This is a genomic window from Pseudomonas sp. 05N432 (assembly GCF_056396945.1).
Genome location: NZ_JBFTMM010000007.1, coordinates 101,898 through 117,786, shown reverse-complemented (window position 1 = coordinate 117,786; position 15,889 = coordinate 101,898). Strand labels below are relative to the sequence as shown.

General features: G+C 59.0%; 15 protein-coding genes. 7 read left to right on the top strand and 8 right to left on the bottom strand.

Translation table 11 applies throughout. The features are described 5' to 3' along the window. The first annotated feature begins 68 nt into the window (after positions 1 to 68). Both AC1DHT_RS09690 and AC1DHT_RS09685 read left to right on the top strand, forming a co-directional pair. Positions 69 to 938: an alpha/beta fold hydrolase gene (locus AC1DHT_RS09690; RefSeq protein WP_427546879.1), complete on the top strand. Its 870-nt coding sequence runs from the start codon at positions 69 to 71 to the stop codon at positions 936 to 938. A gap of 68 nt (positions 939 to 1,006) precedes the next feature. Then, positions 1,007 to 2,005: an NADP-dependent oxidoreductase gene (locus AC1DHT_RS09685; protein WP_427546876.1), complete on the top strand. Its 999-nt coding sequence runs from the start codon at positions 1,007 to 1,009 to the stop codon at positions 2,003 to 2,005. Between the two features lie 42 nt (positions 2,006 to 2,047). Here AC1DHT_RS09685 and AC1DHT_RS09680 read toward each other — a convergent pair whose 3' ends face one another. Next, a complete protein-coding gene (locus AC1DHT_RS09680; protein WP_427546873.1) occupies positions 2,048 to 2,902 on the bottom strand; it encodes a LysR substrate-binding domain-containing protein in 855 nt (284 codons plus the stop codon). Positions 2,903 to 3,007: 105 nt separating this feature from the next. Here AC1DHT_RS09680 and AC1DHT_RS09675 point away from each other — a divergent pair, with 105 nt between their 5' ends. Continuing rightward, entirely contained in the window at positions 3,008 to 3,649 is a 642-nt protein-coding gene (locus tag AC1DHT_RS09675; protein ID WP_427546870.1) for an FMN-dependent NADH-azoreductase, read from the top strand. Between the two features lie 433 nt (positions 3,650 to 4,082). Here the strand turns inward: AC1DHT_RS09675 and AC1DHT_RS09670 are convergent, their stop codons facing one another. Further along, a complete protein-coding gene (locus tag AC1DHT_RS09670) occupies positions 4,083 to 5,012 on the bottom strand; it encodes a LysR family transcriptional regulator (protein ID WP_427546868.1) in 930 nt (309 codons plus the stop codon). Between the two features lie 138 nt (positions 5,013 to 5,150). On the opposite strand from AC1DHT_RS09670, the gene AC1DHT_RS09665 reads away from it, so the two are divergent. The 3 genes from AC1DHT_RS09665 to AC1DHT_RS09655 all read left to right on the top strand — a co-directional run bounded on the left by AC1DHT_RS09665 (position 5,151) and on the right by AC1DHT_RS09655 (position 8,148). Then, positions 5,151 to 6,611 (top strand): MFS transporter, encoded by a 1,461-nt coding sequence (locus AC1DHT_RS09665; protein ID WP_477761342.1) that lies wholly within the window; start codon positions 5,151 to 5,153, stop codon positions 6,609 to 6,611. A gap of 331 nt (positions 6,612 to 6,942) precedes the next feature. Then, positions 6,943 to 7,794: a CAP domain-containing protein gene (locus AC1DHT_RS09660; protein ID WP_427545019.1), complete on the top strand. Its 852-nt coding sequence runs from the start codon at positions 6,943 to 6,945 to the stop codon at positions 7,792 to 7,794. Positions 7,795 to 7,938: 144 nt separating this feature from the next. Further along, complete coding sequence (locus tag AC1DHT_RS09655) at positions 7,939 to 8,148, top strand: DUF1059 domain-containing protein (RefSeq protein WP_024264661.1); 210 nt, start codon at positions 7,939 to 7,941, stop codon at positions 8,146 to 8,148. Between the two features lie 108 nt (positions 8,149 to 8,256). Here the strand turns inward: AC1DHT_RS09655 and AC1DHT_RS09650 are convergent, their stop codons facing one another. Next, positions 8,257 to 9,357, bottom strand: a complete 1,101-nt coding sequence (locus AC1DHT_RS09650) for a polyamine ABC transporter substrate-binding protein (protein WP_427545017.1) — start codon at positions 9,355 to 9,357, stop codon at positions 8,257 to 8,259. Positions 9,358 to 9,468: 111 nt separating this feature from the next. After that, entirely contained in the window at positions 9,469 to 10,284 is an 816-nt protein-coding gene (locus AC1DHT_RS09645) for a carbon-nitrogen hydrolase family protein (RefSeq protein WP_427545015.1), read from the bottom strand. Positions 10,285 to 10,514: 230 nt separating this feature from the next. Between AC1DHT_RS09645 and AC1DHT_RS09640 the strand changes: the two genes are divergently transcribed. After that, entirely contained in the window at positions 10,515 to 11,195 is a 681-nt protein-coding gene (locus AC1DHT_RS09640) for a glutathione S-transferase family protein (RefSeq protein WP_477761341.1), read from the top strand. A gap of 486 nt (positions 11,196 to 11,681) precedes the next feature. On the opposite strand, the gene AC1DHT_RS09635 is transcribed toward AC1DHT_RS09640, so the two are convergent. The 4 genes from AC1DHT_RS09635 to AC1DHT_RS09620 form a co-directional block, all read right to left on the bottom strand. Continuing rightward, positions 11,682 to 12,137 (bottom strand): type VI secretion system amidase immunity protein Tai4, encoded by a 456-nt coding sequence (locus AC1DHT_RS09635; RefSeq protein WP_427545011.1) that lies wholly within the window; start codon positions 12,135 to 12,137, stop codon positions 11,682 to 11,684. Continuing rightward, on the bottom strand, positions 12,137 to 12,637 hold the full coding sequence (locus tag AC1DHT_RS09630) for a type VI secretion system amidase effector protein Tae4 (RefSeq protein ID WP_427545010.1): 501 nt from the start codon (positions 12,635 to 12,637) through the stop codon (positions 12,137 to 12,139). The genes AC1DHT_RS09635 and AC1DHT_RS09630 overlap by 1 nt, the downstream gene beginning before the upstream one ends. Before the next feature lie 329 nt (positions 12,638 to 12,966). Next, positions 12,967 to 14,616 carry a malate dehydrogenase (quinone) gene (mqo, locus tag AC1DHT_RS09625; protein WP_427545008.1) on the bottom strand — a complete coding sequence of 550 codons (1,650 nt, stop codon included), beginning with the start codon at positions 14,614 to 14,616 and terminating at the stop codon, positions 12,967 to 12,969. A 315-nt stretch (positions 14,617 to 14,931) separates the two neighbouring features. Then, on the bottom strand, positions 14,932 to 15,813 hold the full coding sequence (locus AC1DHT_RS09620; protein ID WP_427545006.1) for a LysR family transcriptional regulator: 882 nt from the start codon (positions 15,811 to 15,813) through the stop codon (positions 14,932 to 14,934). Positions 15,814 to 15,889: the final 76 nt, after the last annotated feature.

The window sequence follows — 15,889 nt, the reverse complement described above, 5'->3', positions numbered from 1 at the left end:
ATTTGCGCCGGATTCGATGCAGGCGTGCCAGACGCCGCATCGAATCCGGCCCGCTGTTCGGAGTAGAAATGAATCCAACGAAGACAAATACCCCCTCGGGTTCGCAGACGTCGTTTATCAACGCGGCGAACCAGTCGATCACGGTCAACGGCACTCCCTTCGCCTATCGCGACATCGGCCCCAAGACCGACGTGCCCCTCGTACTGTTCAACCACTGGGGCGCGGTGCTGGACAACTTCGACCCCGCGATAATCGATGGCCTGGCACAAACACGGCGTGTCATTGCCACCGACTATCGCGGCATCGGCGGCTCTGGGGGAACCGCGCCACTGACGGTCGGCGAAATGGCTGACGATGCCATCCAGCTGATACGTGCACTGGGTTTCGAGACAGTCGACGTGCTCGGTTTCTCACTCGGCGGCTTCGTCGCCCAGGACATCGCCCTGAAGGCGCCCGAATTGGTACGCCGATTGATTCTCAGCGGAACCGGACCGGCCGGCGGCACCGGTATCGACAAGGTCGGTTCGGTGACGTGGCCATTGATGATCAAGGGCTTGCTGACCTTGCGAGATCCCAAGTTCTACCTGTTCTTCACTTCGACGCCCAATGGCCGTCGAGCCGCATCGCAGTATTTGCAACGCCTGAAAGAACGCAAAAAAAATCGCGACAAAGGCCCGACGCCCAGCGCTTTCCTACGGCAGTTGAAAGCCATCACCGCGTGGGGCAGACAGGCGCCCCAAAACCTCGGGCGCTTGTGGATGCCGACGCTGATCGTCAACGGCGACAACGACATCATGGTGCCCAGCATCAACTCGATTGAGCTTGCCAACCGCATTCCCAATGCACAACTGGTCATTTATGAAGATGCCGGGCACGGCGGCATTTTCCAGCACTACGCTGACTTTGTGACCAAGGTACTGGCGTTCCTTGATGCCTGATAACGCGGCGCAGCAACGCCGCAAACGCTCCGCCCACCCTCATTCCAACCGACAAGAGCCGCACAACGATGAAGGCATTTTTAATTGATCGCTACGGCAAGAGCAGCGGGCGCATTGGCGAAGCGCCCGCCCCCGTGGTGGGCACCCACGACGTCTTGATTGAGGTACACGCCAGCAGCATCAACGTGCTGGATTCGAAGATCCGCAAAGGCGAATTCAAACTGATCTTGCCCTATTCATTTCCGCTGATACTGGGCAATGACCTGGCGGGCGTCGTGGTTGAGGTTGGCGCGCAAGTGAAACGCTTCAAACCGGGAGATGAAGTCTACGCTCGCCCGCCCGAAGCGCGGATCGGGACGTTCGCTCAATTGATCGCCGTAAACGAAAACGCGATCGCCCTGAAACCTGCCAATACCAACATGGCACAAGCCGCGTCCATCCCCTTGGTCGCACTGACCGCCTGGCAAGTGCTGGTCGAAACCGCCCAACTGAAAAAGGGCCAGAAAGTGCTGATCCACGCCGGCTCCGGCGGTGTCGGCACCCTCGCCATCCAACTTGCCAAACACCTCGGCGCCTTTGTCGCGACCACCACCAGCACCGCGAATGTCGAATGGGTGAAGGCGCTGGGAGCCGACCTGGTGATCGATTACACACAGCAGAACTTCGACAGTGTCTTGCACGACTACGACGTGGTGTTGAACAGCCTCGGCGCGGACGTACTGGAGCAGTCACTCAAGGTCCTCAAGCCCGGTGGCCAACTCATTTCCATCTCAGGGCCACCCACTGCGCAGTTCGCGCAGGAGCAAGGGTTGTCCTGGCCATTGAAGCAAGTCATGCGCCTGCTGAGCCTCGGTATTCGGCGCAAGGCACGCAAGCAGGACGTCAGCTACGCGTTCGTGTTCATGCGGGCCAATGGCGCCCAACTGCAACAAATCACCAAGCTCATTGAGGCCGGAATCATCAAACCTGTGGTTGACCGCTCCTTCCCCTTTGAATCTACGGCAGAGGCATTGAAGTACGTCGAGCAGGGACGAGCCAAGGGCAAGGTCGTTGTTACGGTCAAATGACTACGCCGCCTATCGATGAGTCGAGCGCAGAGGCAAAGACGCTCAAGCCCTTCGCGTGGAGCAATACTCCACAATGAGCTGAGTAACCGCTGCCACAATCGCCTGATCCGCTTCAGGAGAGGTGAACAACCGAAATTGCACATCCGGCAAATCCGGTAACCCATGTTCAGCCCCAAGAGCCACCAGTCCTTGCCCCAACTGGCTGAGTGGCATGGGCGCGACTGCAAAGCCTGCAAGCGCCGCCGCCCGCAACCCGGCGGCGCTGCTGCATAACATCGCCGTGCGTTGGGCGATCCCCACCTGAGCCAGCCGCGTCAGCGCTGTCTCTCGATAAGGGCACGGCTCGGGGAACAGGGCCAGCGGCAACGGCGTCGGTAATTGGGTGACGGGTTGCGCTGGCCAGGCCCATACCAACGGCTCTTGCCACAGCAGCAGCCCCGCTTCGCTGGTTTCGCATAGAGAGCCGATGACCAGTTCCAGATGGCCTTGCTTCATCAGGTTCAGCAACGTGCCAGGAATGCCCACCTGCACGTCGATTTCCATGCCCGGGTACTGCGCCGCGAAATCCTGAACAGTGCGCAGTAACCGCGACTCGACAAAATCCTCGGACACCCCGATGCGCAGCCGTCCGTGAAACGGCGTGCGCGTCAGTTCTGCCCAGGCATCACGGTTCAGCACAAGGATCGTGCGCGCATAAGAGACCAGGCGCTCGCCATCGGGAGTCAATTGCTGGGAACGGGTGGTACGCGTCAACAGCGGTTTACCAATCTGCTCTTCCAATCGCCGTACGTGGCCACTGACCGCAGACTGAGTGAGGTGCAGCTTCTGGGCGGCACGGCTGAAGCCTTCTTCATCGACGACAGTGACAAATGTCTTGAGCAGCAGCGTATCGAACATAGTTTTATTCGTGATCAATTGCGTATTAATTTACGATTTATATTTCAAATTCAACTATGTTGCAATGCGCCCACTTGCCCTACCCCCCACCACTCGAGGCGCGTCATGACGACTCTTCTGCATATTGAATGTTCCCCACGCAAGCAGCGCTCGGCTTCCCTTGAAGTCGCCCGCAGCTTCATTTCGCGTTACCAGGAACACGCCCCAAACACCGAAATCATCACGCTCGACCTTTGGAACATGGCGTTACCGGAATTCGATGATCTGGCGATGGAGGCCAAATACGCCGGGCTCAATGGCACGCCCTTGACCCCGGCACAACAAGACGCCTGGAACACGCTGAAAGAGCTGGCAAGTCACCTGCATCGCTCGGATGTGCTGGTGATGTCCGTACCGCTGTGGAATTTCAGCATTCCGTACAAACTCAAGCACTTCATCGACCTGGTGTCGCAGAAAGACATCCTGTTCAGCGTTGACGCGGAGCGCGGCCTGGAAGGCATGCTACTCAACAAAACCGCTGTGGTGATGTACGCCCGCGGCCTGGATTTTTCGGCGCAGTCGAGCACCCCGGCAACGCGCTTCGACTTTCAGAAGCCCTATGTTGAAGCCTGGCTGAAATTTGTCGGCGTGACGGATGTGCATTCGGTGATCGTGGAGAAAACCATCCTGGGTGAAGACATTGATCGCAGCGCGCGTGAGGCCGCGACTCAGCAGGCCAGGAGATTGGCAGACGATATTTGTCGCTGATGTTTCAGGGGCGCTGGCGGGTGGATGGCATCAGGAAAAAGAGCAGTGGCTGCCGTGCGCTCATGTCCGGCTGGCGATAGCATTTTTCCATCCTGCCGCTCTCCTCCTTGAACGCAATCGGTCTAAAAAATCCCGACCCGCTTTTTGGAGTTTTTGCTATCCTGAAACTGTAGGTGAAGACGCAGACTGATGCGCAAGAGGATAGCAAGGAAACGTGGGGCGACGTTCCGAAGGGTACACGGTTAGAAAGATCTCCGCGCTGAGATCCAGCCCTTATGCCGTGTGAAGCAGAAGAGCCTATTTTTGTTCCCGGGTAATTCTGTGAGAGGCCTGATAAACCTTGTAAGCCGGGGACCAGCGCCGGCCACCTACTCGATTTTCAAAGCCCGCCTTGTGCGGGCTTTTTCGTACCCGCTGGCGCAAGCCTTGTCCCCTATTCAACCTCGCTCGCGCCCAATGCCCCCTCATTGCCCGGCTGCGCGCACACCTCCCGAAGGCACCCGCGCAACCAGCGATGCGCCAGGTCGGCATCCAGCCGTGGATGCCAGAGCATTGAGACGGTAAACGTCGGCAGGGTCAGTGGAAGCGCAAAGCTGTGCATGCCGGCACGCAGGTTTTCGGTGTGCCGCTGCGGAACGCTGGCGATCAGGTCGCTGGCCCGGGCGAGCGCCACTGCGGTCGAAAAGCCGTCGACGATAGTCACCACTTCCCGCGCAAGCTCCAGCGACTTCAGGGCCTCATCGATTGGCCCCTTGTCGAGCCCCCGCCGGGAAACGTAAATGTGCCTGCCCGCTGCGTAACGAGCTGGCGTCATCTCGCCCTGGCTCAGCGGATGCCCTTTTCGCACAACGCCAATGAAACGGTCCCTGAACAGTGCCTGCGTACGCACCTCCGGGCCTTCAGTCTTCCCCACCACCCCCGTTTCCAGATCGACGCTCCCGTCGCGAAGTGGCGTGCTGTCTTTATCGGGTTTCTGCACAAACCGCAGCCGCACGCCGGGGGCTTGCTCGCCGACGCGTGCAATCAACTGCGCGCCGAAACTCTCCACAAAACCTTCGCTGGTGCGCAGCGTGAACGTGCGGACCACCTGTTTGAGGTTGAGTGTTTCAGCCGGGCGCAGAACCGCCTCGGCATCCTGCACCAGTTGACTGACCTGCTCGCGCAGTTCGAGCGCTCTCGGGGTGGGCACAAGACCGCGTCCGGCCCTGACCAGCAGCGGATCGCCGGTGGTTTCACGCAGTCGCGCCAGCGCCCGGCTCATCGCTGACGGGCTCAGCCGCAAGCGCTTCGCGGCGCGTGCAACGCTGCCTTCTGCGAGCAGCACATCAAGGGTGACCAGCAAGTTGAGATCGGGTGTCGACATGGATCGCCCCTGGAATAACGTGAGGGTGATAAGGCGTTAGACGCACGAATTAAGTGCAAATGCTGCGTCTTCCGCCATGTTATGCGCCAGCGTAGATTTCTGACAGCTCCGTTTCGGAAGTCGCCAAACAAAGGGAACATGATKAAGCCAATCAGTGCAGCACGAGATGAGGCCGTCGCCGGCAGCGCACCACGAGTACCCTCGGTTCGCTGGGCGCTCGCCAGCCTTTCGTTATCCATGTTGCTGTCCTCGCTCGGCACCAGCATCGCCAATGTCGGCTTGCCGACGTTGGCACAGGCGTTCAACGCCTCCTTCCAGGAGGTCCAATGGATCGTCCTCGCTTACCTTCTCGCCATCACCACCCTGATTGTCAGCGTCGGACGCCTCGGCGACATCACCGGCCGTCGACGGCTGCTACTGGCCGGCATTTTCTTGTTCACGCTGGCCTCGGCCCTGTGCAGCGTCGCACCCACGCTCTGGCTGCTGATTGCCGCCCGGGCGCTGCAAGGCCTCGGTGCGGCCATCATGATGGCCCTGACCATGGCCTTTGTTGGCGAGACGGTTTCGAAGGCAAAAACCGGTAGTGCCATGGGCTTGCTCGGGACGATGTCTGCGATTGGCACCGCGCTGGGGCCGTCGCTCGGCGGCGTGCTGATCGCCGGCCTTGGCTGGCAGGCGATCTTCCTGATTAGCGTACCGTTGGGAATCCTGACGTTTCTGCTCGCGCATCGTTACCTGCCCGCCGATCGCCAAGCGCCGAAACCCGAGCGCGCCGGCTTCGATCCGTTGGGTACGTTGCTGCTGGCGCTGACGCTTGCGGCTTATGCACTGGCCATGACGATTGGGCGCGGCAGTTTCGGTCCACTCAATGGGGCCCTGCTGCTGGTGGCAGCCTTCGGCGTCGGCCTCTTCGTGCTCGCCGAAGCGCGAGTTGCCTCACCCTTGATTCGATTGGCGATGTTCCGCGATCCGCTGCTGAGCGGGAGTCTCGCCATGAGCGCGCTTGTCTCGACGGTGATGATGGCGACGCTGGTGGTCGGGCCGTTTTATCTCTCGCATGGTCTCGGACTTGATGCCGCTATTGTCGGGCTGGCCTTGTCGGTCGGGCCGATTTTCGCGGCGCTGACCGGGGTGCCCGCGGGTCGCCTTACCGACCGTTTTGGCGCACAACGCATGACCGTCTTCGGGCTGATTGCAATGGCGAGCGGTTGCCTCATGCTCTCGCTGATACCGGAGTCGCTCGGTATCGGCGGCTACACCGCCCCGATGGTCGTCATCACCATTGGCTACGCGCTGTTCCAGACAGCCAACAACACTGCGGTCATGAGCGATATTCGCCCGGACCAGCGCGGCGTTATCTCCGGCATGCTCAACCTGTCGCGAAACCTGGGGCTGATCACCGGTGCGTCCGCGTTGGGTGCGGTGTTCGTGCTTGCATCGGCAACAAACGACATCACCACAGCGCCCCCCGAGGCCGTTGCCAGCGCTATGCGGATCACGTTCGCCGTCGCCCTGGCGCTGATCGCCGCTGCGCTCGTCATCGCGCAGGGAAGCCGCACACTGGCACCCCGCCCTTCTCTCCCCGCCGACGCCTCGTGATGTGATAAAAATCTGCACATCATGTTTACGCTCCCCCCCGTAGCAGCTGCCGAGCCCGCGAGGCTGCGTTCGAGGACGAAGTCCTCGCCAATCCTGTGTACGTGGTTTGCTTGAAGGAACGCGTTGTCGGATTTTACGACCGCTGCGCCCGAGCGCGGCCCGCCTCTAACGCAGCCTCGCGGGCTCGGCAGCTGCTACRGAGGTAGTCGATGGTCATGAGGTAGTCCACGGTCATGGCGCGGAAAACAAAATCGGTTTCAGTCTAAAAAGGCATTGCGCTGGGTGGGGCTATTTCGCGCATCATGAGCGCAGTCAGCTCAAGGAGAGTTTCATGCGCGTCCTGTCATCCGTTATGCGTCTTGCCACGTTGTCGCTGGGGCTGGTGTTCGCCGCCAGTGCCGTGGCCACCGAAGAGTCGCAGCTGGTCGAGTCGATCAACACCTACCGCAGCCAGGTGCAGCGCTGCGCCAGCCTGGTGTCTCAGGAGTTGCCACCGCTAGCAGCCGATCCGCGCCTGATCCTGCCCGGCAGCAATATCGGCGACCTGCAGCAGGCGCTGGCGCGTACGGCTTATCCGATGGTCAGCGTACAGGCGATCACCTTGTCCGGCCCGCGAGATGCGCAGTCGGCCATGAAGGCAGTACGGGAGAGCTTCTGCCAGGTCGTGCTGGACCCGCAGTTCGTCGATATCGGCGTGAGCCATGAAGGAACTCTGTGGCGCATTGTGCTCGCGCGCCCACTGTTGGCCGGCCGCCTGGGCGACTGGCAGGCCGAGGGACAGAAGCTGCTCGAGATGATCAACAGCGCCCGCAAGCAAACGCGTCAGTGCGGCGCTCAGTCCTTTACCGCCACCCAACCGCTGGCCTGGAACGCCACGCTGGCGACAGCCGCCCAGGCGCACACCCAGTCCATGGCCAATCACAACTTCTTCGACCACAAGGACCGTGATGGCCGCACACCGGGGGATCGGGCTGAACTGGCAGGCTACGCCGGCCAACAGATCGGCGAGAACATCGCCGCCGGGCAAGACACCGTGCGCAAGGTGGTCGATGGCTGGCTGTCCAGCCCCGGTCACTGCGCCAACCTGATGAACCCGCAATTCCGCGAGCTGGGCGCGGCGTATGCGGTAGATCCGAAGAGTGATGCGGGCATTTACTGGACGGCGATGTTCGGTACGCCGTAAGTACTTTGGCGATCCGGCGATCGACCTATACTGTGTGGATTACCACACTCGATGCGCCACGCATTCGTGTTCGATGGGCTGCGTGACGTGTCGAGTGGTCCGTTCACGCAGGCGCAGGCCTGCCTTCGTATGAAGGAGAACATCATGTCGCGTAAATACATCGATTGCCGTGAATTTCCAAGCGGAATCAAGTGCTCTGTCGCACTGTCCGCCGATTCCGAAAAAGAATTGCTGGAGGCCGCCGCGCAGCATGCGGTGAGTGTTCACAAGCACGTCGATTCGCCAGAGTTGCGCGCACAACTGAAGACCATGTTTCACGATGGCACGCCGCCGCTGGAAGCCCGACGCGCTTGAGACAAAAGACCTGGTGGGGGATTCGGAGTCGTCTGTGGGGCTCATATCGATGAGCCCCACAGTTTTAACGCGTCTATCGAAGCCAGTCGCCCGCCTCGCTCAACCCACTCAACTCCCGGTTTTGACCTTGCTCCAGACCCGGGTGCGCACGCGCTCCATCTTCAGCGGCAATGGCTCAAGCGGGAACAAGGTCGCCATGGTTTCCTTGGAGGGGTACACCCCGGAGTTGTCGCGCACTTTCTGCTCGACCAGTGTGGTGGCGTCCTTGTTGGCATTGGGGTAGCCCAGGTAGTTGGAGGTTTCTGCAATGACCTCAGGGCGCAGCATGTAGTTGATGAAGCTCAGGCCTTGTTGCGGGTGTGGCGCGTCGTTGAGCAGCACCATGTTTTCCACCCAGACCGGCGCGCCCTCACGCGGGATGCTGTAGACCAGAGTGCGCACGTTACCGGCCTTCGCCGATGCCAATTGGGCGTCGTACACGCCTCCCGACCAGCCGAGCACCACGCAGACATTGCCGTTGGCCAGGTCGGAAATGAATTTGGAGGAGTCGAAGTAACGGATATACGGACGGACCTTCAGCAACAGCGCTTCAGCCTTGCGGTAATCTTCCGGGTTCTGGCTGTTGTAGGGCAGCCCAAGGTAGTGCAGCGCAATCGGAATGATTTCGTTGGGCGCATCCAGCATCGCCACACCACACTGACTCAACTTGGCGACGTTTTCTTCCTTGAAGATCAGGTCCCAGGAATTGACGGGGGCATCCGTTCCCAATAACGACTTAACCTTGTCCACGTCATACCCCACGCCCGTGGTACCCCACAAATAAGGCGCTGCGTAGCGGTTGCCGGGATCATTGTGTTGCACCTTGGCAAGGATCTCCGGGTCCAGGTGCGGCAGATTCGGCAACTGGCTGCGGTCCAGTTCCTTGAGCACACCCGACTTGATCAGGTTGGGCAGCAGATCGCTGCTGGCGACCACAACGTCATAGCCGCTGCGCCCGGCCATGAGTTTGCTCTGCATCACATCGCTGTTATCGAACACGTCATAAACCGTTGCGACGCCGGTTTCCTCCTGGAAATGCTTGGTCGCATCCGGCGCAATGTAGTCATACCAGTTATAGATAGAGACGTTCGGTTCAGCGGCTTCAGCGCAGGTCATACCCAGGCTGAGCAAAGAGGCCACAACCAGTTGCAAGCTACACAGAGGTTTCATCGGGAGACTCCAAAGCGATCGCGCGATCATCGACGAATGAGCGCGGCGTCTGCTGTTATTTGATTGTTATGGCAGCACCAAAATCGACTTAAGGTTCAAGCAATGCCGTGGTCAGGGAATCCGCAACTGACGCCGGCCATCGGCAAGCGCACTCTGCTCGCCAACGAGTTGCAAACGACGATCCTTGAGGTAGTCATACTCCTTGCGAGCCGTTTTCAGCAGTTCGAGATCCAGCTCGATCACCTGCCGGCATTCTTCGCGTCCGGCTTCGAACAACAGGCGCCCCGTCGGGTCGACCACCGCGCTTGCACCGGCAAACATCAACCCTTCATCCCCTGGACCGCAGCGGTTGACCATGACCGCAAAGGCCTGGTTTTCCTGGGCCCGGGCCATGATCGCGGTGCGATGCACGGGGCCGTAGGGGTCCATGTTGCCGTTGGTGACCAGGATCAGTTCCACGCCCAACTGACCCAAGGCACGCGCCGTTTCCGGCAGCTCGATGTCGTAGCAAATCAACAGCCCCACCCGCACGCCTTTCCACAGAGCCGTGGCAAAGCGATCCCCAGGCTGGAACAGGCCACGCTCCGATGGCCACAAGTGCGTCTTGCGATAACTCAGTGCCACGCCTTGCGGTATCAGCAGCAGCGAGGTGTTAAAGAAGCGTTCGCCGTCACGCTCGGCCAACCCCACCACCACCGCTACATCGCGCTCGCGCAGCGCACGCAGAACCGCCTGCACGGTAGGCCCGTCAACGGGTTCGGCCACGCGCTGCAGTTGCTCGGCACTGGCAAACCCCATCAGTTGAGTCTCGGGGAACACCAGCAAATCGATATCGGGCGCGCAGGTCTCGATGGCCTCCAGGGTTCGCTTGAGGTTATACGCCGTGTCGCCATCGCGACCGGCCAGCTGTACCAGTTCAATCTTCATGGCTTTTCCTTCGAGGTAATAGCGGACGCTACGCCGCCAGACTCAACAGCCCATACAGGCTGGAGCGGAGTATGAAGTGCGCATGAGAGCAACGTAATGACGTCGATGGGGTAACCCGAGAGGGGTAGAAAGGGGTATCGGAGGCCATCTGTCGTGGCGACCGGCGATCCCCTTCGGGCCGTCATTCCAGCGACTATGATGAGGGGGCAACACCACTGAGGAGTTGAACGATGTCGCTGACTCTTTACTACCATCCGCTGTCGTCGTACTGCCACAAAGTGCTGATCGCGCTTTACGAAAACGCTAACGAATTCGAAAAGCGGATCATCGACTTGACAGACGATGCAGACCGCGAGGAGCTTCAATCCCTCTGGCCACTGGTCAAGTTCCCGGTCATCAATGACCACCTGCGCCAGCGCGCCTTGCCAGAGTCCACGATCATCATCGAGTACMTGGATCACTACTATCCGGGTGAGCAACGGTTGGTTCCGAACGATTGGGAGGCCGCGCTGGAGGTGCGTCTGTGGGACCGTTTTTTCGACAACTATGTGCAGGGGCCGCTGCAACAGATTGTCGGTGATCGCCTGCACGGCACCAACGCTGACTTGAGCCAACAACGGTCCATGCTGGAGACGGCCTACGCCATGCTCGACCATCGAATGGCGTCGCGAATCTGGGTGGCCGGCGAGGACTTCAGCCTGGCCGATTGCGCCGCAACCCCGGCGCTTTTCTACGCCAGCACGCTCGTGCCGTTCCCGAGCGAATTCAAGCACTTGAGTGCCTATTTCGACCGGTTGACGCGCAGACCGTCCATCCTGCGAGTCATCGACGAAGCCCGACCTTACTTTTCGCTCTACCCGTTTGCGGACGCCATTCCCCAGCGGTTTCGCCAGGCACCGGACATCACTTGAGGAGCGGATACAAGCACCAGTGACACTCGACTAACGGTACTTGAGCGCACGCTCCCAGCTTCCTAGGATAGTTTTGCGCAACTGTTAAATGCTCCAACAGGTGCGTAGGTGGTGAGTGATCTGAACCCCTACCAAGCTCACCACTTGCTTCACGTGCATCTTGAGCCTCTGGGCTCTACTTCCTCCCCATCAAAGAGCTTTGAGGCTCTTTTTTTGTCTGAAAAACCCAAAAGCCGTTACGCGACCTGTAGCAGCTGGCGAAGCCTGCGTTCGGCTGCGCAGCAGTCGTAAATCCAGCGTTCGCGGTTAACCTGAAAAAACATGGTGTCTGATTTTACGGCCGCTGCGCAGCCGAACGCAGGCTTCGCCAGCTGCTACAGGGAATGTGTCGAGTGTGAAATTCATTCACTTGCCGACTGAATCAAAGTAACCGCCTCGCGAAGTCGAACGGCCGAGCGGTTACTCATTGTCAATCGCGGTGCAGGGTCAATCCTTTTGGGTTCGTGGCGGGTTGTCCTGACGATAGGTATGCTGGGGATTGATGACCAATTGCCTGACCTGACTGTCCAGCTCTTTGCTGTGATAAAGGTCCAGGCATTTGAGCAGTTCAAAGCGAACGCCTTGACGCTCTGATTCGACCAGTGGGTTGTGATAATCACGAGCCAGAAACTGGTCAATCAGAGGTCTACCGGCTTGAGGTGCTTGCTCCAGATCGAAATAGGTCCAGTCCATAAGCGCACTGGCGCTGCTTCCGGCATCCTGGGCCGCTTTAGGTTCGCTCTTGTAGGCGGTAGCGATGCAATCTGCCAGTACCATATCCTTGTAGTTTTGCGCGTAGGTGCGTTCGCCTGCCTGCGGAGAGTGTGTCGGATCATCCTTGGACCAACTGTTGGAAGGTGCGGCGGCCCAAGCCAGTACCAAKACCGCAGTTAAATATTTCATCAGGACAAACTCCAGAAGTTTGCGCGGTCGGTTTGATAGTTCACACCTGGCTCATTGAAATAGCAGTGGTCATAACACATCCTGCCGTCAAACAATGTGGCATGCCCCTGAGCGTCCGACCAGCCAGAAACCTCAAACAGAATCAGTCCCTTCCTGCCCGCCAGGGGGCCGCCATCTGCGGCCGGGAAACTGACGGTCTCGGCACTTCCCCATTGCTGCTCCAGATAGGCAATCAGGCTTTTGACGCGATAGAAGTACCAGCGCTTGTCAGCGCCAGACACGGTTTCGCCAACTATTCTCGGTATGAGTGAGCCTGAGTAGTTAAGGATATAGCTCATGCGCACTGCGCACGTGTTGATCCACCTTAGGGCTGGATCACGGCTGTTAATGTTCATTGCAACATTGCCGCCGATCACTGTCGCCACTTTTTCAGATGGATTGAGGGTGTCGTAAATCCGTTGAGAGGCCGCCCACGCGCTGGAAAATGAGGGTCGAATCATGATTCATCCTTGATTTTAGGGAGCAGAAAAACGTAGCAGCTTAATCCTTCATGCTTGAGGTGACGATGGTGGCACGCGCCGCTCAACAGGACCTCATACTTCGGCCCTTGGCGTTACGACCACCGGGGGGGGAACTGAACGGTGTACATCTGAGTAGGTAGCCAAAGCCCGAAACCATGTCTTGGCTTTGCGGGGTTGGGTAGATGATTTGGCCGGGCGCATACGAACAAACGCCAGAAACGACAAAGCCCGGCACGAGTCCGGGCTTTATCGTTTCTGATCGGTCCAGCAAGCAAGCCCCGCCACACAGTGTGTGGCGGGGCTTGGTCTTACAGGGCCATATCAGTCGCTGGATTGCTTTCTTTCTGTGGTTGCGCTGGAGCTGGAGCGGCTGGTTGCGCGGCCGCTGCCTTGCCAATCACAGGCGGTGTGGCAAGTTGCAGAATTTGACTGGTGTACGTCCACTCCTGGTAAACACGCTCAGGGCTGTCGTTCAGCTTGGTCCCGTAACTCGGGATGATCTGGTGCAGCTTTTCCTGCCAGGCCGGGGTTGCGACCTTGTCCTTGAAGACCTTCTCAAGCACGCCCAGCATGATCGGAGCCGCGGTGGACGCGCCTGGCGATGCGCCCAGCAGACCAGCAATGCTGCCGTCCTGGGAGCTGACGATCTCGGTGCCCAGTTTCAGGACGCCGCCCTTCTCTTCATCACGCTTGATGATCTGAACGCGCTGGCCGGCTTGCCACAGGCGCCAGTCTTCCTTCTTGGCGTTCGGGAAGTATTCCTTCAGGGCATTCATGCGGTCGTCGTCCGACAGCATCAGCTGGCCGGCCAGGTATTCAACCAGTGGGTACTGCTCGATGCCCACCTTGGTCATCGGCCAGATATTGTGCGTGGTGGTGCTGGTCAGCAGATCGAAGTAAGAGCCTTCTTTCAGGAACTTCGTGGAGAAGGTCGCGAATGGGCCAAACAGGATCACGCGCTTGCCATCGAGCACGCGGGTATCCAGGTGCGGAACCGACATCGGTGGTGCGCCAACCGACGCCTTGCCGTAGGCCTTCGCCATGTGCTGTTCAGCGATTGCCGGGTTATCGGTCACCAGGAACGAGCCGCCGACCGGGAAGCCTGCATACTCTTGTGCTTCAGGGATGCCCGACTTCTGCAGCAGATGCAGTGCACCGCCGCCCGCGCCGATGAACACGAATTTGGCGTCGGTCTGGGTTTCGGAACCGTCTTTCAGGTTCTTGTAGGAAACGCGCCAGCTGCCATCTTCATTGCGCTTGATGTCTTCCACTTCGCTCGAAAGCTTCAGCGCGAAGTTCGGCTTGCTTTGCAGGTAGCCAACGAACTGGCGGGTAATCTCGCCGAAGTTCACGTCGGTACCAATCGGAGTCCAGGTTGCCGCAACCTTTTGTTTCGGGTCACGGCCTTCCATCATCAGCGGAACCCATTTCTTGATCTGCTCCGGGTCTTCCGAGTACTGCATGCCGGCAAACAGCGGGCTCGCCTGCAGGGCTTCGTAGCGTTTCTTCAAGAACTGGATGTTGTCATCGCCCCACACAAAGCTCATGTGCGGAGTGGAGTTGATGAACGAATGGGGATTCTTCAACACGCCATTCTTGACCTGCCAGGCCCAGAATTGACGCGTTATCTGGAAGCCTTCGTTGATTTCAACGGCCTTGGGGATCTCGACCTTGCCATTCTTGTCTTCTGGCGTGTAGTTCAGCTCAGCCAAGGCAGAGTGACCGGTCCCGGCGTTGTTCCAGCCGTTCGAACTTTCCTCGGCGACGCCGTCGAGACGCTCAACCATCTCCATGGACATGCCAGGCTCGAGCTCATTGAGATAAACGCCCAAGGTCGAACTCATGATGCCGCCGCCGATGAGGAGCACATCGACTTTCTTTGTTTCAGCTGCGTGCAAGGGCATGAGGACCATCGACATGGCCAGGCCGAGTAGCCCTGTGTTGACTTTTTTTAACATTCAGTAATACCTAGGATAGAACGCCATCCACCCACCATTCTTGATCATGAGCTGCCCGGGCTCACCGCATGCAATGCCGCATGCCGTCGAACCCTGTACTCAAAAAGACTGATGGGTAGACATATAAGACCGACAGACACCATCGGTCTCACGTTTAGGCCCCTCCCGCGCTGACTTTTTATTAGTCATTGGCTTCAGCTACTCGGGTGACACTAATTCTGTTTTTAAAATATCGGACGCAGAAATGAACAGACGTGCGTCCAGAGCGCGACATTCTACCTCAGTGTGCCGAATCGACGAAGACGCAAAAATTTCTCATTCTTCGACGGATGCTGCACAAAGGGCCTCGCGCAGCACCTGTTCCAAAATGGCAAAAAAACCTTTGATGTGGGCCTGCTTCAACGCTTGCGGCCGGGTCACCAGATAGACCTCCATATCCGGCAGCTGGATATCCGGAAACACGGCGACCAGGTCCTTGGCCAAAATACGCGGCAGCACTGCAACCCCCATCCCTCGCCTTACCGCTTCGATCTGTGCCGCGAACGAATTCACTCTGATCTGCGCACGTTCCAGCCCCGCGGCCCTTGCCGCACGCATTTGCGGCAACATGTCCAACGGAGGGAGCAAGGCAATATTCACCGCTGTGGCCGGAGCCGCCGCTGGAAAGCGCTTGAGATAGGCCGCATCGGCGAAGACGCCATAAGCGAGCTTGCCCATCGGTCGATAAACCAGCGACGGCTCGCCCAGGTGCGCTGTGCGGATAGCGATATCCGCCACGCCGCGGACGATCTTGTGAAAGTCGGCGGTGACCAGCAACTCCACCGAGCAGCGCGGATGCACAGACGTGAAGCGATGCGAGGCCTCCAGCACACAAGACGAAAATCCTTCGCCAACGCTGACCAGGACACTGCCGCAAAGCTCCGTTGGTAATACGGATGCGCCGGTAGCGGCCTGACGCCTCAAGCCCTCCTCCGCGGCCAGCGCAACTTCAACCAGGGATTGGCCCCGCGAGGTCAGCCAGCAGCCTTCAACCCCACGCTCGACGAGTGGCTCGCCGAGTGAATTCTCAAGCTGAGTGATCCGTCGGGACACTGTCGACGCCGCGATCCCCAGCAATTGGCCAGCCTGAAGAAAGCTGCCCCTTCGCGAGACGGCCAACAACAGACGCAGATCGTCCCAATTCGCTTCTGAACTCATGTACATGCCCGCTGCTTTGCAAATGTGCAAAACCATTATGCAGCAGTCGCTGTTTTTCGGGAGTGACGACGACGGT